The organism is Pseudomonas sp. PAMC 29040 (assembly GCF_003994535.1).
In the GTDB taxonomy this organism is placed as follows: Bacteria; Pseudomonadota; Gammaproteobacteria; order Pseudomonadales; family Pseudomonadaceae; genus Aquipseudomonas; species Aquipseudomonas paraversuta.
This window is the reverse complement of the sequence record NZ_RZAA01000004.1, coordinates 382836-402353: the sequence shown is the minus strand read 5'-3', so window position 1 is coordinate 402353 and position 19518 is coordinate 382836. Positions and strand designations below refer to the sequence as shown.

The window sequence follows — 19518 nt, the reverse complement described above, 5'->3', positions numbered from 1 at the left end:
AACTAAACGTCTGATTCCGCATACGATCTTCCTCCCGATCGCCATCAGGCTGACTCGATATGCTGGCTATTTTCCTTCAGACACTCTCTATCACGGCTCCCGTGTTTGCCATGCTGTTTCTGGGCGTTGTGCTCAAGCGCGTGGGCTGGATCAATGACAACTTTATCCACACTGCGTCGGCACTGGTGTTCAACGTCACCATGCCGGCCTTGTTGTTTCTGGGTATTTTGCATGCCGATCTCAGGGCCGCCTTGCAGCCCAAGGTACTCGGCTATTTCACCGTAGCGACGCTGGTCAGTTTTGCCCTGGCCTGGGGCTGGTCGATCTGGCGTTGCCCTCGTGCTGAGCGGGGTATCTACACTCAGGGCGCGTTTCGCGGCAACAACGCGGTCATCGGCCTGGCCCTGGCGGCCAGCATGTATGGCGATTACGGTATCTCCCTGGGGGCAGTGCTCGCGGCCCTGGTGATTCTGCTCTACAACACCTTGTCGACCATCGTGCTGGCGGTGTACAGCCCGGTGATCAAGTCCGATCCCTGGAGCATCTGTAAAAGCGTGTTCAAGAACCCGCTGATCATCAGCGTGCTGGTGGCAGCCCCTTTTGCTGCGTTCAAGATCGGCCTGCCCCATTGGCTGCTGACCTCGGGTGAGTATCTGGCGTCGATGACCTTGCCGCTGGCGCTTATATGTATCGGCGGCACGCTGTCGTTGGCGAGTTTGCGTAAAAGTGGTGACCTGGCGCTGAGTGCAAGCCTGGTGAAAATGGTCAGCCTGCCATTACTGACCACGCTGGGCGCCTGGCTTTGTGGTTTCCGGGGGGCCGAGTTGGGGACTTTGTTTCTGTACTTTGCCAGCCCCACAGCTGCCGCCAGCTATGTCATGGCCCGGGCGGCCAACGGCAATCATGAACTGGCAGCCGCGATTATCGTGATCACCACCCTGATGGCTGCGATCACCACCAATATCGGGATCTTTGTGTTGCAGTGGGGCGGCTGGATCTAGCCAGCCCCGGGTGGTCACAGCGTGGCTCAGTGTTGTCGACGCCAGGCGCGCAAGGTGCTGAGCAGCAGAAACACCAGCAGCGCCGGCAAGACATAAAACAGCATCAGGTGCTCGAGCCTGCCGGCCAGGGGCATGCCGGTAGTGAAGGACACCACGTGCAGTCCGTAAGCCAGGTACAGCGCCAGAAGCAATATGCCTTCGCCGCGGGTGACGCGGTATCCGGTATAGAACACGGGCAGGCACAGCGCCGCGACGCCCAGCATGACCGGCAGGTCGAACGTCAGGGCATTGGGCGAGACCGACAGGGGCTCCGGTGCCACAAGCGCCGTGAGGCCGAGCACACCCAGCAGGTTGAAGACATTACTGCCGATCACGTTGCCGACGGCAATCTCGCGCTGGCCGCGCAGGGCTGCGATCAGCGAGGTGGCCAGTTGTGGCAGCGAGGTGCTGACAGCAATGATGGTCAGGCCGATGATGCGCTCGGACAGTCCCCACTCGGTGGCAATGTCGACCGCTGCGCCCAGCAGCAGGTGCCCGGCCAGACCCAGCAAGACCAGGGCGGCAAGCATTTGCAGGCCGTTGCGCAGGCTTGAAGTGCGGGGCAGGTCGTGGCTGGCGTGATGATGGCCGCTGTGGCGTGACTGGCGCAGCAGCAGACCGAAATAGACCAGCAGACCGCAGAGCAATATGACGCCATCCAGGCGGTCGAGTTGCCTGTTCAGGGCCAGGGCGAACACCAGACCGCTGGCCAGGATCATCAGTGGAATGTCCAGGCGCACCAGCTGGCGTGACACGCGCAGTGGAATAATCAGTGCCGAGAGGCCGAGAGTGACCAGAACATTGAAGATATTGCTGCCGATGACGCTGCCGACGGCAATGTCCGGGGTGTCATTGAGCGCGGCTTGCAGGCTGACCGTCATTTGCGGCGCGCTGCTGCCCAGGGCGACCACCGTCAAGCCGATCAGCAATGGGCGCACTTTCAGATTGGCGGCTATACGCATGGCGCAGCGCACCAGCAGTTCGGCGCCAGCAATCAGTAAAACAAGGCCGCAGAGCAGTTGCAGCAAGCTCCACGGTGATAATGCGTTCAACCCTAAAATGTCCGGCACTCCTCAATTAATCGCTCAAGCCCTGAACCCTGACTTTGGCTGTACCGCTGCTCAGCATACCCAACTGTTTTGCCGCCTGGCGTGAAAGATCGATCAGCCGGCCCCGGGTATGGGGTCCGCGATCATTGATGCGCACGATGACAGACTTGTTGTTGCCAAGGTTGGTGACCAGTACCCGGGTGCCGAATCGCAGGCCGGGGTGGGCGGCGGTGAGACCATGCTGGTTGAAGGGCTCGCCGCTGGCGGTCAGTTTGCCGTGATGGCGGGCGCCGTAATAGGAGGCAATGCCGGTTTTGTCATAGCCGCGGGGGTCTATGTCATGGCTGGCACAGCCGGCGAGCAAGCTGAGCAGGGCGCAGGCGCCGAGTAGCCGCTTCATGGGGGAATCCTTTTATTGCGGGGTGTGTGGGGTTACCCAAATCCTGTGGGGGGCTGGCTTGCCAGCAATGACATCGTCTCCGTTCAATGGACCAGTCGCTTTGCCTGAATCGCTGGCAAGCCAGCTCCCGCGGGAGATCCGGGGTCAACAGATCTCCCGCGGGATTGTTGCTTAGCCTTCGAGCTTGCTTTTGAGCAGTTCGTTGACCTGTTGCGGGTTGGCTTTGCCTTTGGAAGCTTTCATCGCCTGGCCCACGAAAAAGCCGAACATCTTGCCGCGTTTGGCTTCATCGGCCGCGCGGTATTGTTCGACCTGTTCTGCGTTGGCCGCCAGCACGTCGTCCAGCACCTTCTCGATCGCGCCGCTGTCGGTCACTTGCTTGAGACCGCGCTTGTCGATCACTTCGTCGGCGCTGCCTTCACCATTGGCCATGGCTTCGAACACCACCTTGGCGATTTTTCCGGAGATGGTGTTGTCGGTGATGCGCAGCAACATGCCACCCAGTTGCTCGGCGCTGACCGGCGACTGGTCGATATCCAGGCTTTGCTTGTTGAGCAGGCTGCCCAGTTCAACCATGACCCAGTTGGCCGCCAGTTTGGCGTCGCCGGCGATGTTTACCACTTTCTCGAAGTAGTCGGCCTGTTCACGGCTCGAAGCCAGAACGCTGGCGTCATAAGCGGAAAGGCCGAACTGCGACTGGAAGCGCTCGCGCTTTTGCGGTGGCAGTTCCGGCAGGGTGGCGCGCACGTCTTCGATGAACGAATCTTCGATGACCACCGGCAGCAGGTCCGGATCGGGGAAGTAACGGTAGTCGTTGGCTTCCTCCTTGCTGCGCATGGCGCGGGTTTCGTCCTTGTTCGGGTCATACAGGCGCGTTTGCTGAATCACCTTGCCGCCGTCTTCGATCAGCTCGATCTGACGTCGTACTTCGCTGTTGATGGCTTTTTCGATAAAGCGGAACGAGTTGACGTTTTTGATCTCGCAGCGGGTACCGAACTCAGCCTGGCCAACCGGGCGAATCGACACGTTGCAGTCGCAACGCAGCGAACCTTCGGCCATGTTGCCGTCGCAGATGCCCAGGTAGCGCACCAGGGCGTGCATCGCCTTGACGTAGGCTACGGCTTCCTTGGCGCTACGCATGTCCGGCTCGGAAACGATTTCGAGCAGGGGCGTACCGGCACGGTTCAGGTCGATGCCGGTGGAGCCGCTGAAGTCTTCGTGCAGGCTTTTGCCCGCGTCTTCTTCCAGGTGCGCGCGGGTGATGCCGACACGTTTGACGGTGCCGTCTTCCAGAGTGATGTCCAGATGGCCCATGCCGACGATCGGCAACTCCATCTGGCTGATCTGGTAGCCCTTGGGCAGGTCGGGGTAGAAGTAGTTTTTGCGGGCAAACACGTTGTGCTGAACGATTTCGGCATCAACCGCCAGGCCAAACATGACGGCCATGCGCACGGCTTCCTGGTTCAGCACCGGCAATACGCCAGGCATGCCCAGATCAACCAGGCTGGCCTGGGTGTTCGGTTCGGCACCAAAGGTGGTGGCGCTACCGGAGAAAATCTTCGATTGGGTGGCGAGCTGAGAATGAATTTCCAGCCCGATCACAACTTCCCATTGCATGTGTTTCTCCTCAGAAGCCGGCAGGTGAGCGCAGATGCCAGTCGGTATTCAACTGGTACTGGTGCGCGACGTTGAGCAAGCGACCTTCCTGGAAGTAGGGCGCAAGCAGCTGCACGCCGACTGGCAGGCCATCGACAAAACCGGCCGGCATCGACAGGCCCGGCAGGCCCGCGAGGTTGGCGGTGATGGTGTACACGTCTTCCAGGTAGGCAGAAACCGGGTCGCTGTTTTTAGCGCCGATTTTCCAGGCCGGGTTAGGTGTGGTCGGGCCGAGGATGATGTCGACTTCATTGAATGCAGTCATGAAGTCGTTTTTGATCAGGCGACGGATTTTCTGCGCTTGCAGGTAGTAAGCGTCGTAGTAGCCAGCCGACAGGGCGTAGGCACCTACCAGGATCCGGCGCTGTACTTCCGGGCCAAAGCCTTCGGCGCGTGAACGCTTGTACAGGTCGGTGAGGTCTTTCGGGTCTTCGCAGCGGTGGCCGAAGCGCACGCCGTCAAAACGCGACAGGTTGGAAGAGGCCTCGGCAGGGGCGATCACGTAGTACGCAGGAATGGCGTGCTGCATGTTGGGCAGGCTGATGTGCTTGATCACGGCACCCAGCTTTTCGAGCTCTTTGATGCTGGTGTGGATCAGCTGCGCGATACGCGGGTCCAGGCCTTCGCTGAAATACTCTTTCGGCACGCCGATGCGCAGGCCCTGCAGCGAACCGTTGAGGCTGGCGCTGTAGTCCGGCACGGGTTCGTCGATGCTGGTGGAGTCCTGCGGATCAAAACCGGCCATGCCCTGCAACAGGATGGCGCAGTCTTCTGCAGTGCGGGCCAGCGGGCCGCCCTGGTCGAGACTGGAGGCGTAGGCGATCATGCCCCAGCGCGAAACCCGTCCGTAGGTAGGTTTCAGGCCGGTGAGGTTGGTCAGGGCGGCCGGCTGGCGGATCGAACCGCCGGTATCTGTGCCCGTTGCAGCAGGCAGCAGACGAGCGGCAACGGCCGCAGCCGAACCTCCCGACGAACCCCCTGGCACGTGCTCCAGATTCCACGGGTTTTTCACCGCGCCGTAGTAGCTCGACTCGTTGGCCGACCCCATGGCGAATTCGTCCATGTTGGTCTTGCCCAGGCTCACCGCGCCTGCAGCGGCCAGTTTGGCGACCACGGTGGCGTCATACGGGGCCTTGAAGTTGTCGAGCATCTTCGAGCCGCAGCTGGTGCGTACGCCCAGGGTGCAGAACAGGTCCTTGTGACCGATCGGTGCGCCCAGCAGTGCGCCGGTTTCACCGTTGGCGCGACGTGCGTCAGCGGCCTTGGCCTGCTCGAGGGCGAGGTCTTCGGTGAGGGTGATGAAGCTGTTGAGCTGAGGATCGAGCTGGGCGATACGCGCCAGCAAGGTTTTGGTCAGCTCTTCGGAAGAAAACTTTTTATCGGCGAGTCCGCGGGCGATCTCGGCCAGAGTCAATTGATGCATGCAGGCTCTTTCCCTTTACTCGATGACTTTCGGAACCAGATAAAGGCCATTTTCGACCGCTGGTGCGATGGACTGGTAAGCCTCGCGATGATTGCTTTCAGTCACGACGTCTGCGCGCAGGCGCTGGCTGGCTTCCAGGGGGTGTGCCAGAGGCTCGATACCGGTGGTGTCGACAGCCTGCATCTGATCAATCAGCCCCAGAATGCTATTCAGGGCTTCGGTGGTGCGTGGGATATCAGCATCATTGAGACCCAGACGGGCCAAATGAGCGATTTTTTCCACGTCGGAGCGTTCAAGCGCCATGGGATTCTCCAGTGGAAAACAGGACGGATGCTATCCGTGTGTTAGATTGTCGGAACACTACCGCATTTCTACGGTCATATGGCCGCGATTGTGGGGGTTGGTGCTCTGAAAAGCTGCCAATTTAACATATTGGCGCCTTGCCCAAAATCCCTGTCGTTGTTAGAGTTTGCCGCACTTTTTTACCCACGCGTTGCCTAGGGTCCCTTTCCCATGTTCAAGAAACTGCGTGGCATGTTTTCCAGCGATCTTTCCATCGACCTGGGCACTGCCAACACCCTGATTTACGTGCGTGAGCGCGGTATTGTCCTGAATGAGCCATCGGTTGTGGCTATTCGGACGCACGGTAACCAGAAAAGTGTCGTTGCTGTCGGCACCGAGGCCAAGCGCATGCTGGGCCGTACACCGGGTAATATTGCAGCCATTCGTCCGATGAAAGATGGCGTTATTGCCGACTTCAGCGTTTGCGAAAAAATGCTGCAGTACTTTATCAACAAGGTGCACGAAAACAGCTTTCTGCAGCCAAGCCCCCGGGTTCTGATTTGCGTACCTTGCAAATCGACTCAGGTAGAGCGTCGCGCCATCCGCGAATCGGCACTCGGTGCCGGTGCCCGTGAAGTGTTCCTGATCGAAGAGCCGATGGCAGCTGCTATCGGTGCCGGCTTGCCGGTTGAGGAAGCACGCGGCTCGATGGTTGTCGATATCGGTGGTGGTACCACTGAAATCGCGCTGATCTCCCTGAACGGTGTGGTTTACGCCGAATCCGTACGGGTTGGCGGTGACCGCTTCGACGAAGCGATCATCACTTATGTGCGCCGTAACTACGGCAGCCTGATCGGTGAATCGACGGCCGAGCGCATCAAGACCGAAATCGGTACGGCTTTCCCGGGCGGTGAAGTGCGTGAAGTAGACGTGCGTGGCCGTAACCTGGCGGAAGGTGTACCGCGTGCCTTCACCCTGAACTCCAACGAAGTGCTTGAGGCTCTGCAAGAGTCGCTGGCAACCATCGTTCAGGCCGTGAAAAGTGCACTGGAACAGTCCCCGCCAGAGCTGGCTTCGGACATCGCCGAGCGCGGTCTGGTACTGACCGGTGGTGGCGCCTTGCTGCGTGACCTCGACAAGTTGCTGGCCCAGGAAACCGGTCTGCCGGTAATCGTTGCCGAAGATCCGCTGACCTGCGTTGCACGTGGTGGTGGCCGTGCGTTGGAAATGATGGATAAACACACGATGGACTTGCTTTCCAGCGAATAAGATCGCGTGGTGCAGTCCCATGGTTATCACCAGAAGGTAGCACTTTGCAGTGCTGCCTTTTGGCGTTTATCTTCTGTCAATCTTCATCCAGGCCGTTTTGAAGCCGTATGAATAAATTGAACACTTGCCTGGGAGGAGCGGCTTATTAAACCGCTCTTCGCCAAAGGCCCCTCATTGGGCGTGCGCTTGTTGGTGCTGGTCGTGCTATCGGTCGCGCTAATGGTAGTGGATGCCCGCTTCACATTGCTCAAACCCGTGCGCAGTCAGATGTCGCTGGTGCTGATGCAGTCCTACTGGATCACCGATTTGCCGCAGCGCTTGTGGCAGGGTGTGGCCAGTCAGTTCGGCAGTCGTACCGAACTGGTCGCGGATAACGAGAAACTCAAGACCGAAAACCTTCTGCTTCAGGGGCGCATGCAAAAGCTGGCCGCCCTGACCGAGCAGAACGTCCGCCTGCGCGAGTTGTTGAACTCTTCTGCGCTGGTTAACGAGAAGGTTGAGGTGGCCGAGTTGATCGGCATGGACCCGAACCCCTTTACCCATCGCATCATCATCAACAAGGGTGAGCGCGACGGCGTCGTGCTGGGCCAGCCGGTACTCGATGCTCGCGGCCTGATGGGGCAAGTGGTCGAGTTGATGCCCTACACCTCGCGGGTTTTGCTGCTGACCGATACCACCCACAGTATTCCGGTGCAGGTGAACCGTAACGGTTTGCGTGCCATCGCCAGCGGTACGGGCAATCCCGAGCGTCTGGAATTGCGCCATGTGGCCGATACTGCGGATATCAAAGTGGGCGATTTGCTGGTCAGCTCGGGCTTGGGGCAGCGTTTCCCGGCCGGCTATCCCGTGGCAACCGTCAAAGAAGTGATTCACGACTCGGGTCAGCCGTTCGCCATTGTGCGTGCCGTTCCGACCGCCGCCCTGAACCGCAGCCGCTATTTACTGCTGGTATTCAGCGACAGTCGCACCCCCGAAGAGCGGGCCAACGATGCCGCCAAGGCCCAGGAGGCCGAGCAAAACGGTGAGGCGCCGCCGATCATTCCGGCAACCGTGCCCAAACCGGCAGCGCCTGTGGTTGTACCTGCGCCTGCGCCAGCGCCTGCTCCGGTTGCTACCCCGGTTGCGCCTGCGGTCAAAGCCGTGAAAAAACCTGTTCCAGCGCCAACCCCCGCCGCGGCCACCCCGCCAGCAGCTGCGCCGGCCACGACTCGGGAGAGGCAATAATGGCGAGTACTCGTTCGAATAATGGCTGGATCATCTGGTTAACGTTCGCCATCGGCCTGTTACTCAGCATTTCACCGATGCCGCAGTTCATGGAAATCCTGCGCCCGCTCTGGCTGGCGTTGCTGCTGGCTTTCTGGACCCTCTACATGCCGCATAAAGTGGGCATGGTCACGGCCTGGTGCCTGGGGTTGGCCGAAGATGTGCTGTACGGCACGTTGCTGGGGCAGAACGCGCTGATTTTGACCCTCATCACCTTCCTCGTACTGTCGCTGCAGCAGCGTCTGCGGATGTTCCCCATGTGGCAGCAGAGTCTGGTGATCCTGGTTATTTTCGGTCTGGCCCAACTGGCCCAGTTATGGCTAAGTGCTTTGACCGGCAACCGTCAGCCGACCCTGGCCCTGATTCTGCCTGCGCTGGTCAGCGCACTGCTCTGGCCATGGGTCAGTTACGGGCTTCGCGGGTTGCGCCGACGCTTCAAAATCAATTAACAGGAGCGCGAGCCATTTCCTGGTTTGTGCACTTTGACAGGGAGATGTCACGATGCTTTCGCTTTATCTGGCTTCCGGTTCGCCACGTCGACGTGAGTTACTGACTCAAATCGGCGTGCCGTTCAACACCATCAGTGCTGCCATTGATGAAACCCCTCTTGCGAATGAGTCCCCTGCGGCCTATGTCGAGCGCCTGGCGCACGAAAAGGCCAGGGCGGGATGCGATCGGCTGCTCAAATCCATACTCAGTAGCACTTTTTGTGTGTTGGGCGCCGACACTGCTGTGGTACTTGATGGCCAGATACTCGGCAAGCCGGTCGATGAGGTCGATGCCATGGCTATGCTCATGGCGCTATCCGGCCGCGAGCATGAAGTGCTGACGGCCATTGCGATTATGGATGCCGAGCGCTGCGAAACCCGCGTGATACGCAGCCGGGTCAGCTTTCGAAACATCAGCAAACAAGAAGCCAGACTGTATTGGGCCAGCGGTGAACCTCAGGATAAAGCAGGCGGTTACGCCATCCAGGGGTTGGCCGCAGTCTTTGTTTCAGGCCTCAATGGCAGTTATTCGGGCGTAGTGGGGTTGCCTGTGTGCGAAACCGCAGAACTGCTGGGGCATTTCGGCATACCCTGTTGGCAAAACCTTAACGTGCACTGAATTGTGCACCTACGAGACGTGGCACTAATGTGATGACGCCTGAACGAGACCCAGCCATGAGTGAAGAGATCCTGATCAACATCACGCCGATGGAATCGCGCGTGGCGGTGGTAGAGAACGGTGTTCTGCAAGAGGTGCATGTCGAGCGTACCCAGCGCCGGGGCATTGTTGGCAATATTTATAAAGGCAAGGTGGTCAGGGTTTTGCCCGGCATGCAGGCTGCCTTTGTCGATATCGGTCTGGATCGTGCTGCTTTTATTCACGCTTCTGAAATTTCCCTGCGCGAAGGCCAGGCCGTTGAAAGCATCAGCGCCCTGGTGCATGAAGGCCAGAGCCTGGTGGTGCAAGTCACCAAAGACCCGATTGCCTCCAAGGGCGCGCGTCTGACCACCCAGTTATCCATCCCTTCACGCTATCTGGTGTACATGCCGCGCACGGCCCATGTCGGTATTTCGTTGAAAATCGAAGACGAAGCCGAGCGTGAGCGCCTTAAACAGGTGGTCAGCGATTGCGTGGCCAAAGAGGGGATCAAGGAAGCCGGTGGTTTTATCCTGCGCACGGCGGCCGAGGGTGCCGGGGCAGATGAAATTCTGATGGATATTCGTTATTTGCGGCGGCTGTGGGACCAGATCGGAGCACAGATCAAAACCGTCGGTGCCCCGACCGTGATCTATGAAGACCTGGGCCTGGCGTTGCGCACACTGCGTGACCTGGTCAGCCCCAAGATTGAAAAAATCCGCATTGATTCCCGCGAGACCTTTCAACGGACCACGCAGTTTGTTGCCGAACTGATGCCGGAAATTGCCGACCGCCTGGAGCACTACCCGGGCGAGCGCCCGATTTTTGATTTGTATGGCGTCGAAGACGAGATCCAGAAAGCACTGGATCGCAAGGTACCGCTCAAGTCCGGCGGTTATCTGGTGGTTGACCCGGCAGAAGCGATGACCACCATCGACGTCAACACGGGTGCGTTTGTGGGGCACCGCAATCTCGAAGAAACCATCTTCAAGACCAATCTGGAAGCTGCCACCGCCATTGCCCGGCAACTGCGCCTGCGCAACCTGGGCGGCATCATCATTATCGACTTCATCGACATGGAAGATGAAGAGCACCAGCGTCAGGTATTGCGCACCCTCGAAAAGCAACTCGAGCGTGATCACGCCAAGACCAACATCATTGGCATTACCGAGCTGGGTCTGGTGCAGATGACCCGCAAGCGCACCCGCGAAAGCCTTGAGCAGGTACTGTGCGAGCCCTGCGTGTGCTGTCAGGGGCGCGGCAAGCTGAAAACCGCAGAAACTATCTGCTACGAAATTTTCCGTGAAATTCTGCGCGAAGCTCGTGCTTATCAGGCTGTTGGCTATCGTGTATTGGCTAACCAGAAAGTTGTCGACCGCTTGCTGGATGAAGAATCGGGCAACGTCGCGGAGCTGGAAGGATTTATCGGGCGTACGATCCGTTTTCAGGTCGAAACCATGTATTCCCAGGAACAATACGACGTGGTGCTGCTCTGAAGTATCCTGCATGCCGCATTAAAAAGGGGCTAACTCCTGCCCCTTTGATCATCATTGAAGGGGCCGCCTGACATGGAGCGTCTGACACGCTTTTTTGCCGCGTTGACCCGCTGGGGATTAGGGGCCTGTGCCCTGATTTTGGTACTCACGGCGTTGTACGTCAGCCTGGGCCGCGAGCTCACGCCGCTGATCGCCGAATATCGCCTGGAAGTCCAGAACAAAGCCCGTGAAGCCTTGGGCGTGCCCTTGACCATTGGCAGCCTTGAAGGGCGCTGGGATGGCATGGGGCCGGTGCTGCTGGCCCACGATGTCATGGTCGGCGAGGGCAACAGTGCCCTGCGTCTGGATCAGGTACAGGTGGTTCCCGATGTCTGGGCCAGCCTGCTGAACCGCGACATTCGCCTCGCCCATGTGCAACTCGATGGCCTGCAACTGAGCTTGCGTCAGGACCAGGCCGGTCATTGGGCGCTTGAAGGTTTTGCGCTTCAGGACGATCAGCCGCTGGACCCGGAGCAATTGCTCAATCAACTGCAGCAGGTTGCCCGGGTGTCCCTGCTCGATAGCCAGGTAACTCTGGAACCCTGGAAGCACGCCCCGCTGACCCTGACTTATGTGGGGCTTACCCTTGATGCGGGCGCCTCTGATCAGCGTCTCGATACCCGCTTCACCCTGCCTGACGGCCAGCCTGTGGCGATGAGTCTCAAGACTCAAATCCAGGCCGGTCACTGGCGTGACGGTGCAGCCCAGGCTTATCTGAGCCTGCCACAAAGTGATTGGGCCAAATGGCTGCCAGCCAGCCTGATCAATCCCTGGAAAGTGTCTGAGCTAAAAGCCGGTGGCGAATTCTGGTTTAACTGGAGCAAGGGCTCGGTGCAAAGTGCCGTTGCGCGCTTGAACGCGCCATCCATGCGCGGTGCTTATGCAGAGCGCAAGCCTGAGGCGATTGAGGACCTGGCAATGCGTGCCTGGATTCAGCGCGCAGATCAGGGCTACAAGGTAGTGCTGGACTCGCTGGCGATGAATGTGGGCAAGAGCCGCTGGGAAACCCGCATGCAACTGCAACAGTTCGCAGCCACTGATAAAGAACTGGAGCGCTGGCATCTACAGGCCGATCATCTGGACCTGACCCCGATCACCCCGTTGATGGATTCCCTCGCGCCGGTGCCAGAGGCCGCCGCTGAAGTCATCGACCAGCTGAAAGTGACGGGCACATTACGTAATGTGCTGGTCGACTACCGGCCTGCTGCGACCGACGAGCAAAAGCTCAGTTTCGCAGCCAACTTGCAGCAAGTGGGCTTCAACGCCACCCACGGTGCGCCGGCGGCACGTAATGTCAGCGGATTGATCAGCGGCGACCTGGGCAAGGGCGAGCTGCGACTGGACAGCAAAGATTTCTCGCTGCACCTGGAGCCGATTTTTGCCAAGCCCTGGCAATACCTGCAGGCCAACGCCTTGCTCACGTGGAAGCTGGATGAAAACAGCTTCACCCTGATAGCACCTGCCATCAAAGTGCTGGGGGAAGAAGGCAAGATTGCCGCTGACTTCCTGATCCGTATTCATATGGATCACTCTGAAGAAGACTATATGGACCTGCGGGTCGGCCTGACCGATGGTGATGGGCGCTTCACTCCAAAATACCTGCCTGAGGTATTGAGCCCGGCGCTCACCGAATGGCTGAGTACGGCCATCATCAAGGGCTCGGTTGACGAAGGTTTCTTCCAGTATCAGGGCTCGCTCAGTCACGATGCGGTGGCCGCCGCGCGCAACATCAGCCTGTTCTTCAAGGTTCATGGCGCCGAGCTGGATTTCCAGCCCGGCTGGCCCCATGTGCGCAATGTGTCGGGTGATGTATTCATCGAAGACAGCGGCGTACGCATCATGGCCAGCAAGGGCCAGTTGCTCGACACCCAGGTGCGTAATGTCGCGGTCAGTATTCCCCACGTGCCGACTGGCAAGGTCAGCCATCTGTACCTGGACGGTGACTTCGACGGTGGCCTGGGCGACGGTTTGAAAATCCTCCAGGAGGCGCCGATAGGCACGGCTGAAACCTTTGCCGGCTGGCAAGGCGAAGGCTCGCTCAAAGGCCGGGTCAACCTTGATATCCCGCTGGAGAAAGGTGTCGAACCGAAAATTCTGGTGGACTTCAAAACCGACAAGGCGCGTTTGAAACTGAGCAATCCCGAACTTGAATTGACCCAGCTCAAGGGCGACTTCCGTTTTGACAGCGCCAAAGGTTTGAGCGGTAAAGGTATCAGTGCCAGGGCTTTTGATCGTCCGGTCACCGCGCAGATATTCGCCGATGGCAAACCTGGCAGGCTGAGTACCCGGGTTGTTGCCAGTGGTCAGGTCGGGGTCAAGAAACTCACCGACTGGCTCAAGTTCTATCAGCCGATTCCGGTCTCCGGGGATTTGCCTTATCAACTGCAACTCACCCTGGATGGTGCGGACAGCCAGTTGCGGGTCAGCTCCAGCCTCAAGGGGGCGGTGGTTGACCTGCCTGCACCCTTCGGTCTGGCCGCCAACCAGACCCGCAACAGCGTATTTCGCATGACCTTGCAGGGCGCCGAGCGCCGTTACTGGTTTGACTACGGTGATCTGGCAAACCTGACCTTCGCTGCGCCTGACGGCAAATTCGAAGACGGTCGTGGCGAGTTGTTTCTGGGGGCTGGCGATCCCGTGTTGCCACCCGGTAAAGGGTTGCGTATTCGCGGCGTGCTGTCGGAACTGGATGTTGCTCCCTGGCAGGCACTGGTCGAGCGTTATGCGGGCAAGGACCCCGGAGGCAGCGCCAAGCAGATGCTCAGCAGTGCGGATTTCAAAGTCGGCAAGCTGAACGCGTTTGGTACGCAACTGGATCAGGTCAGTCTGCAAATGAAGCGCAGCGCGGCGTCCTGGGGCTTACAGATCAATAGCAAACAGGCCACCGGCGCAGTGACCTTGCCCGATGCCAAAAATGCCCCGATCGTGATCACTATGCAGACCATTCGCCTGCCGGCGCCTGATCCCAAGGCGGTGACTGACGACAATGCTCCGGACCCGCTGGCTTCGGTTGATCCACGCAAAATACCGGCGCTGGACATCATCATTCGCCAGCTTTATCAGGGGTCTGACTTGTTGGGTGCCTGGTCGCTGAATGTGCGGCCGAACAACCGCGGCATCAGCCTCAACAATCTGAACCTGGGGCTCAAGGGCTTGCTGCTCGAAGGCTCGGGCGGTTGGGAAGGGGGAGCCGGTGCCAGCAACAGTTGGTACAAAGGCCGTATCGGCGGACGCAACCTGGCCGATGTCCTGAAGAACTGGGGCTTTGCGCCGAGTGTGACCAGTAACAATTTCCATGTGGACGTCGATGGGCGCTGGCCCGGTTCTCCGGCCTGGATCGGCCTCAAGCGCTTCTCGGGCACTCTGGATGCCTCGCTGAACAAAGGTCAGTTTGTCGAGGTCGATGGCAGCGCTCAGGTGCTGCGTATCTTTGGCCTGCTGAACTTCAATGCCATCGGCCGCCGCTTGCGTCTGGACTTCTCGGATCTGTTTGGCAAGGGTCTGAGCTATGACCGGGTCAAAGGCGTGCTGAATGCCACAAATGGCGTTTACAGCACCTCCAGACCGGTCCTGATGACCGGGCCGTCGACTAACCTTGAACTCAGCGGCACGTTGAATATGATCACCGACCAGGTCAACGCCAAGTTGCTGGTCACGCTGCCTGTGACCAACAATCTGCCCCTTGCGGCGCTGTTGGTGGGCGGGCCGGCGGCAGGCGGAGCAATGTTCTTGCTCAACAAGTTGATCGGTGATCAGGTGTCGCGCTTCGCCAGCGTGCAATACAGCATCCAGGGCCCGTGGGCCGATCCGAAGATCACCTTCGACAAGCCTTTTGAGAAAAACTAGGAGTAGCATGGCGTCAGACATTTCAAGGAGTGCGCCATGTCGTTTGCAGTAATTCAGATGGTCAGCCAGAGCGATGTGCTGGCCAATCTGGCCCAGGCCCGCCGCCTGTTGGAGCAGGCCGCCGGGCGTGGCGCGCGGCTGGCGGTATTGCCCGAAAATTTCGCGGCAATGGGTCGCCGGGATATCGCCGATATCGGCCGCGCCGAGGCCGTGGGGCAGGGGCCGATCCTGCCATGGTTGAAACAGGCCGCCCGAGACCTCAACTTATGGATAGTGGCGGGTACTTTGCCGCTGCCGCCCGAAGGGCAACCAGATGCCAAGGTCAATGCCTGTTCATTGTTGATCAACGCCGATGGCGAGCAGGCCGCGCGATACGACAAACTGCACCTGTTTGATGTGGACGTGTCTGACAGCCGTGGCCGTTACCGTGAATCCGATGACTATGCGCCCGGGGCACAGGTAGTGGTGGCAGATACCCCGGTTGGCAAACTGGGCCTGAGCGTATGTTACGACCTGCGTTTTCCGGAGCTGTATAGCGAACTGCGGGCTGCCGGGGCTGAATTGATTACCGCGCCTTCGGCCTTTACCGCCGTTACCGGGCAAGCACACTGGGACATACTGATCCGTGCCCGGGCGATAGAAACCCAATGCTACCTGTTGGCTGCAGCCCAGGGTGGCGTGCATCCCGGGCCGCGTGAAACCTGGGGGCATGCTGCAATTATCGACCCTTGGGGGCGCGTGCTGGCAGAGCAGGCCCAGGGCGAAGGGGTGCTGCTGGCCGAGCGCGACAATGCCGAGCAGGCGGCCATCAGGGCGCGCATGCCGGTGGTGAATCATCGACGATTTTTTTCCCGGGGCGCTCAGGAGCAGGTTTAGAGGCGTTTCGGTCAGATGCATTTTTTGTGGGAGCTGGCTTGCCAGTGATAGCAGCACGGACAGAGACAGATCAACTCGTCTGCATCGCCGGTAAGCCAGCTCCCGCAGTAATTTTCAGGCCCGTGGGTTCAGCACTCAAAGATGCTGAAGCAGGGGCCAAGACGGAGTGAATATGAGCGACTTGTTGACCTCAGTCAGCGAACATCTGCTGGCACCGGGCGGTGTCACCATTGAAAGCCTGCAAAGTGTTTTGGGTGATCTGGCCGGGCCGGGCATCGACGCAGCAGATCTGTATTTCCAGGGCCAGATATCCGAGTCCTGGGCGCTGGAAGACGGCATCGTCAAGGAAGGCAGCTTCAGCCTTGATCAAGGTGTCGGCGTGCGCGCCCAGTCTGGCGAGAAAACCGGATTTTCCTACAGTAACGCCATCACCCTGGAAGCACTGGGCCTGGCTGCACGTGCTGCGCGCTCGATCTCGCGTGCCGGGCAAAACGGTACCGTTCAGGCTTTCACCACCCAGGACGTGGCGCAGTTGTATGCGCCCGACAACCCGCTGGAAGTGATCAGCCGCGCAGAAAAGGTCGAGTTGCTCAAGCGTATCGATGCTGCTACCCGGGCCCTTGATCCGCGTATTCAGCAGGTCACCGTGAGCATGGCCGGGGTCTGGGAGCGGATCCTGGTGGCATCCACCGACGGCGGTCTGGCTGCGGATGTGCGGCCTTTGGTGCGCTTCAATGTGAGTGTCATCGTTGAGCAAAATGGCCGGCGCGAGCGCGGCGGTCATGGCGGTGGCGGACGTACCGATTACCGCTACTTCCTCACTGAAGACCGTGCCATGGGCTATGCCCGTGAGGCGCTGCGCCAGGCACTGGTCAATCTTGAGGCCGTACCGGCTCCAGCGGGCACCATGCCGGTGGTACTGGGTTCCGGCTGGTCCGGCGTGTTGCTGCACGAAGCAGTCGGTCATGGCCTGGAAGGCGATTTCAACCGCAAGGGCAGTTCGGCCTACAGCGGGCGCATGGGCGAGATGGTTGCCTCCAAGCTGTGCACCATCGTTGATGACGGCACCCTGGCCGGTCGTCGTGGCTCGCTGAGCGTGGATGACGAAGGCACCCCGACCGAGTGCACCACGCTGATCGAAAATGGCGTACTCAAGGGTTACATGCAGGACAAGCTCAATGCCCGACTGATGGGTGTGGCCCGCACCGGCAATGGCCGTCGCGAGTCCTACGCGCATCTGCCGATGCCGCGCATGACCAACACCTACATGCTGGGTGGCGAAAGTGATCCGGCCGAAATCATTGCTTCGGTGAAGAAAGGCATCTACTGCGCCAATCTGGGCGGCGGACAGGTGGATATCACCAGCGGCAAGTTCGTGTTCTCCACCAGTGAGGCGTACATGATCGAAGACGGCAAAATCACTTACCCGATCAAAGGCGCGACCCTGATTGGCAACGGGCCGGAAGCGATGAGCAAGGTGTCGATGGTCGGTAACGATCTGACGCTGGACAGCGGCGTGGGCACGTGTGGCAAGGATGGGCAGTCGGTGCCGGTGGGTGTGGGTCAGCCAACCTTGAAGATTGACGCGATCACCGTAGGCGGTACAGGCGGGTGATAAAGACTGGGTGGACTGCAATGCAGCCCACCCATTGGTCGGGGATCAACGCAGACCGCGTTGAACCTCGTCCAGGTCACGAATGTACTTGAACAATTTGCGGCTTGCGGCCGGCGCCTTGTTATGGGCAAGTTCGTGTTGAGCCTGACGCACGAGCGAACGCAATTGCTGGCGGTCGGTCTCGGGGAAATCGGCAACGAACTTTTCAAGTACGTCGTCGGAGCCCGCAATCAAGCGGTCACGCCAGCGTTCGAGTCCGTGGAAACGTTCGTTGTATTGGCGCGAAGAGGCATCTACTTGATCAATCAATGCAAGGATTTCGTCGATCGGTTGATCACGCATCAGCTTGCCGATGAACATCATATGGCGCTTGCGCGCAATATTGGCCGTGTGTTTTGGAGCATCTGCCAGAGCCTTGCGCAAGGCGTCGGTCAAAGGCAGTTTTTTCAGCAAATCAGGCTTGAGTGTCGTGAGACGCTCGCCCAGATCAACCAGAGCATGCAGCTCTTTCTTGACCTGTGTTTTGCTTTTTTCGCCGTCGAAGGCGTCGTCGTAAGAATCAACCATGGTGGCAGTCCGCAAAGAAACGCCGCCATGATAACCAGTCGGGGGCCGCTTGTCCGGCCCGGTCGCTCGGCGGCCCTGCCGAAAACAGAATTTGAGTGGAGAAAACCATGAGTGCAGTACAAAGCGTCGGCCCGCAGGCCTTGCCGGCACTGCAGGAGCAAGTAGAGCAAATCATTGCTGAAGCCAGGCGTCAGGGGGCCAGCGCCTGTGAAGTGGCAGTGTCACTGGAGCAGGGGCTGTCGACTTCTGTACGTCAGCGCGAAGTTGAAACCGTTGAGTTCAACCGCGACCAGGGATTTGGCATCACGCTCTATGTGGGTCAGCGCAAGGGGTCGGCCAGCACTTCGGCCACCGGTTCCGATGCCATCCGCGAAACCGTTGCGGCGGCTCTGGCAATCGCCAAACACACTTCTGAAGATGAAAGCTCGGGCTTGGCCGACGCCAGCCTGATGGCGCGCGACCTGAAAGACTTTGATGTCTTCCACACCTGGGATATCACCCCGGAACAAGCCATCGAAAAAGCGCTGGCTTGTGAAGCCGCGGCATTCGAGGCCGACAGCCGCATCAAAAACGCCGACGGCACCACCCTGAGCACCCACCAGGGCTGCCGGGTGTATGGCAACAGCAACGGTTTTATCGGTGGCTCGGCTTCGACCCGCCACAGCCTAAGCTGCGTGATGATTGCCGAAGGCGACGGCCAGATGCAGCGTGACTACTGGTATGACGTTAATTGCCAGGGCGAGTTGTTGATGGATGCAGCAACCATCGGCAAGCGCGCAGCAGAGCGGGCGGCCCGGCGACTGGGTTCGCGTCCGGTGCCCACCTGCGAAGTGCCGGTGCTGTTCTCGGCCGAGCTGGCCGGCGGCTTGTTTGGCAGCTTCCTGGGGGCGATCTCGGGGGGCAACCTGTACCGCAAGTCATCCTTCCTGCTGGACGCGATGGGCCAGCAGATCTTCCCTGAATGGCTGACCCTGGATGAGCGCCCGCATTTGATGCGTGCCATGGGCAGTTCGTCGTTCGATAACGATGGCCTGGCCACCTACGCCAAACCGTTCATCAAAGACGGCGAGCTGGTGTCCTACATCCTCAGCACCTATTCCGGACGCAAGCTGGGCCTGCCAAGTACCGCCAACGCGGGCGGCGTGCACAACCTGTTCGTGACCCATGGCGATGAAGACCAGGCCGCGTTGATCCGGCGCATGGGGCGCGGTTTGTTCGTCACCGAGCTGATGGGCAGCGGGCTTAACATGGTGACGGGGGATTACTCCCGTGGCGCCGCAGGTTTCTGGGTCGAGAATGGCGAGATCCAGTTCCCGGTTCAGGAAGTGACCATCGCCGGCAACATGCGTGACATGTTCAAGCAGATCGTTGCCGTAGGTAATGACCTGGAGTTGCGCAGCAACATCCGCACCGGCTCCGTGTTGATTGAACGGATGACGGTGGCTGGCAGCTAATTCCTCCCGGCGTACACCAGGGCGTATCACCTGTCGGGGGGATACGCCTTTTTTGTGTCTGCACAAGATTGCGCGGCACAGCCTTTAGCAGGCTTGTGTTGATAATCAATATCGCTTA

At 59.4% G+C, this 19518-nt stretch carries 16 protein-coding genes; 10 read left to right on the top strand and 6 right to left on the bottom strand.

Annotated features, from left to right (window positions below; all coding sequences use genetic code 11):
• Positions 1–59: 59 nt before the first annotated feature.
• Positions 60–1001, top strand: coding sequence for an AEC family transporter (locus WG29040_RS09655; protein WP_003439849.1), 942 nt, complete (start codon positions 60–62; stop codon positions 999–1001).
• A 26-nt stretch (positions 1002–1027) separates the two neighbouring features.
• Here the strand turns inward: WG29040_RS09655 and WG29040_RS09650 are convergent, their stop codons facing one another.
• From WG29040_RS09650 to gatC, 5 genes are all read right to left on the bottom strand, one after another.
• The gene (locus WG29040_RS09650) at positions 1028–2068 is read right to left on the bottom strand and encodes a calcium/sodium antiporter (protein ID WP_127196088.1); all 1041 of its coding nucleotides are present in this window, start codon (positions 2066–2068) and stop codon (positions 1028–1030) included.
• 49 nt (positions 2069–2117) lie between these two features.
• On the bottom strand, positions 2118–2489 hold the full coding sequence (locus WG29040_RS09645) for a septal ring lytic transglycosylase RlpA family protein (RefSeq protein ID WP_003439851.1): 372 nt from the start codon (positions 2487–2489) through the stop codon (positions 2118–2120).
• Positions 2490–2660: 171 nt separating this feature from the next.
• Positions 2661–4106, bottom strand: a complete 1446-nt coding sequence (gatB, locus tag WG29040_RS09640) for an Asp-tRNA(Asn)/Glu-tRNA(Gln) amidotransferase subunit GatB (RefSeq protein ID WP_003439852.1) — start codon at positions 4104–4106, stop codon at positions 2661–2663.
• 10 nt (positions 4107–4116) lie between these two features.
• Positions 4117–5568, bottom strand: coding sequence for an Asp-tRNA(Asn)/Glu-tRNA(Gln) amidotransferase subunit GatA (gene gatA / locus WG29040_RS09635; protein WP_003439853.1), 1452 nt, complete (start codon positions 5566–5568; stop codon positions 4117–4119).
• Positions 5569–5583: 15 nt separating this feature from the next.
• On the bottom strand, positions 5584–5871 hold the full coding sequence (gene gatC / locus WG29040_RS09630; RefSeq protein WP_003439854.1) for an Asp-tRNA(Asn)/Glu-tRNA(Gln) amidotransferase subunit GatC: 288 nt from the start codon (positions 5869–5871) through the stop codon (positions 5584–5586).
• A gap of 210 nt (positions 5872–6081) precedes the next feature.
• Here gatC and mreB point away from each other — a divergent pair, with 210 nt between their 5' ends.
• The 8 genes from mreB (at position 6082) to tldD (ending at position 17379) form a co-directional block, all read left to right on the top strand.
• The gene (gene mreB, locus WG29040_RS09625) at positions 6082–7119 is read left to right on the top strand and encodes a rod shape-determining protein MreB (protein ID WP_003439856.1); all 1038 of its coding nucleotides are present in this window, start codon (positions 6082–6084) and stop codon (positions 7117–7119) included.
• Between the two features lie 144 nt (positions 7120–7263).
• Positions 7264–8343 (top strand): rod shape-determining protein MreC, encoded by a 1080-nt coding sequence (gene mreC / locus WG29040_RS09620; protein WP_081481299.1) that lies wholly within the window; start codon positions 7264–7266, stop codon positions 8341–8343.
• A complete protein-coding gene (mreD, locus tag WG29040_RS09615) occupies positions 8343–8831 on the top strand; it encodes a rod shape-determining protein MreD (protein WP_003439859.1) in 489 nt (162 codons plus the stop codon). Before mreC ends, mreD begins: the two co-directional genes overlap by 1 nt.
• Before the next feature lie 52 nt (positions 8832–8883).
• On the top strand, positions 8884–9489 hold the full coding sequence (locus WG29040_RS09610) for a nucleoside triphosphate pyrophosphatase (protein WP_003439861.1): 606 nt from the start codon (positions 8884–8886) through the stop codon (positions 9487–9489).
• Between the two features lie 56 nt (positions 9490–9545).
• Positions 9546–11003, top strand: a complete 1458-nt coding sequence (rng, locus tag WG29040_RS09605; protein ID WP_060781831.1) for a ribonuclease G — start codon at positions 9546–9548, stop codon at positions 11001–11003.
• A 72-nt stretch (positions 11004–11075) separates the two neighbouring features.
• Complete coding sequence (locus WG29040_RS09600; RefSeq protein ID WP_127196064.1) at positions 11076–14888, top strand: YhdP family protein; 3813 nt, start codon at positions 11076–11078, stop codon at positions 14886–14888.
• 36 nt (positions 14889–14924) lie between these two features.
• Entirely contained in the window at positions 14925–15764 is an 840-nt protein-coding gene (locus tag WG29040_RS09595; protein WP_127196063.1) for a carbon-nitrogen hydrolase family protein, read from the top strand.
• 172 nt (positions 15765–15936) lie between these two features.
• Positions 15937–17379 carry a metalloprotease TldD gene (gene tldD, locus WG29040_RS09590; protein WP_003439875.1) on the top strand — a complete coding sequence of 481 codons (1443 nt, stop codon included), beginning with the start codon at positions 15937–15939 and terminating at the stop codon, positions 17377–17379.
• A gap of 45 nt (positions 17380–17424) precedes the next feature.
• Here the strand turns inward: tldD and yjgA are convergent, their stop codons facing one another.
• Positions 17425–17946 carry a ribosome biogenesis factor YjgA gene (yjgA, locus tag WG29040_RS09585; protein ID WP_003439877.1) on the bottom strand — a complete coding sequence of 174 codons (522 nt, stop codon included), beginning with the start codon at positions 17944–17946 and terminating at the stop codon, positions 17425–17427.
• A gap of 107 nt (positions 17947–18053) precedes the next feature.
• Between yjgA and pmbA the strand changes: the two genes are divergently transcribed.
• Positions 18054–19400: a metalloprotease PmbA gene (gene pmbA, locus WG29040_RS09580; RefSeq protein ID WP_127196062.1), complete on the top strand. Its 1347-nt coding sequence runs from the start codon at positions 18054–18056 to the stop codon at positions 19398–19400.
• Positions 19401–19518 lie beyond the last annotated feature (118 nt).

Excerpts from the sequence above, each read along its gene's own strand:
- WG29040_RS09655 (WP_003439849.1), top strand. The coding sequence starts at position 60 with ATGCTGGCTATTTTCCTTCAGACACTCTCTATCACGGCTCCCGTGTTT.
- WG29040_RS09645 (WP_003439851.1), bottom strand. The coding sequence starts at position 2,489 with ATGAAGCGGCTACTCGGCGCCTGCGCCCTGCTCAGCTTGCTCGCCGGC.
- gatB (WP_003439852.1), bottom strand. The coding sequence starts at position 4,106 with ATGCAATGGGAAGTTGTGATCGGGCTGGAAATTCATTCTCAGCTCGCC.
- gatA (WP_003439853.1), bottom strand. The coding sequence starts at position 5,568 with ATGCATCAATTGACTCTGGCCGAGATCGCCCGCGGACTCGCCGATAAA.
- gatC (WP_003439854.1), bottom strand. The coding sequence starts at position 5,871 with ATGGCGCTTGAACGCTCCGACGTGGAAAAAATCGCTCATTTGGCCCGT.
- mreB (WP_003439856.1), top strand. The coding sequence starts at position 6,082 with ATGTTCAAGAAACTGCGTGGCATGTTTTCCAGCGATCTTTCCATCGAC.
- mreD (WP_003439859.1), top strand. The coding sequence starts at position 8,343 with ATGGCGAGTACTCGTTCGAATAATGGCTGGATCATCTGGTTAACGTTC.
- WG29040_RS09610 (WP_003439861.1), top strand. The coding sequence starts at position 8,884 with ATGCTTTCGCTTTATCTGGCTTCCGGTTCGCCACGTCGACGTGAGTTA.
- rng (WP_060781831.1), top strand. The coding sequence starts at position 9,546 with ATGAGTGAAGAGATCCTGATCAACATCACGCCGATGGAATCGCGCGTG.
- WG29040_RS09600 (WP_127196064.1), top strand. The coding sequence starts at position 11,076 with ATGGAGCGTCTGACACGCTTTTTTGCCGCGTTGACCCGCTGGGGATTA.
- WG29040_RS09595 (WP_127196063.1), top strand. The coding sequence starts at position 14,925 with ATGTCGTTTGCAGTAATTCAGATGGTCAGCCAGAGCGATGTGCTGGCC.
- tldD (WP_003439875.1), top strand. The coding sequence starts at position 15,937 with ATGAGCGACTTGTTGACCTCAGTCAGCGAACATCTGCTGGCACCGGGC.
- yjgA (WP_003439877.1), bottom strand. The coding sequence starts at position 17,946 with ATGGTTGATTCTTACGACGACGCCTTCGACGGCGAAAAAAGCAAAACA.
- pmbA (WP_127196062.1), top strand. The coding sequence starts at position 18,054 with ATGAGTGCAGTACAAAGCGTCGGCCCGCAGGCCTTGCCGGCACTGCAG.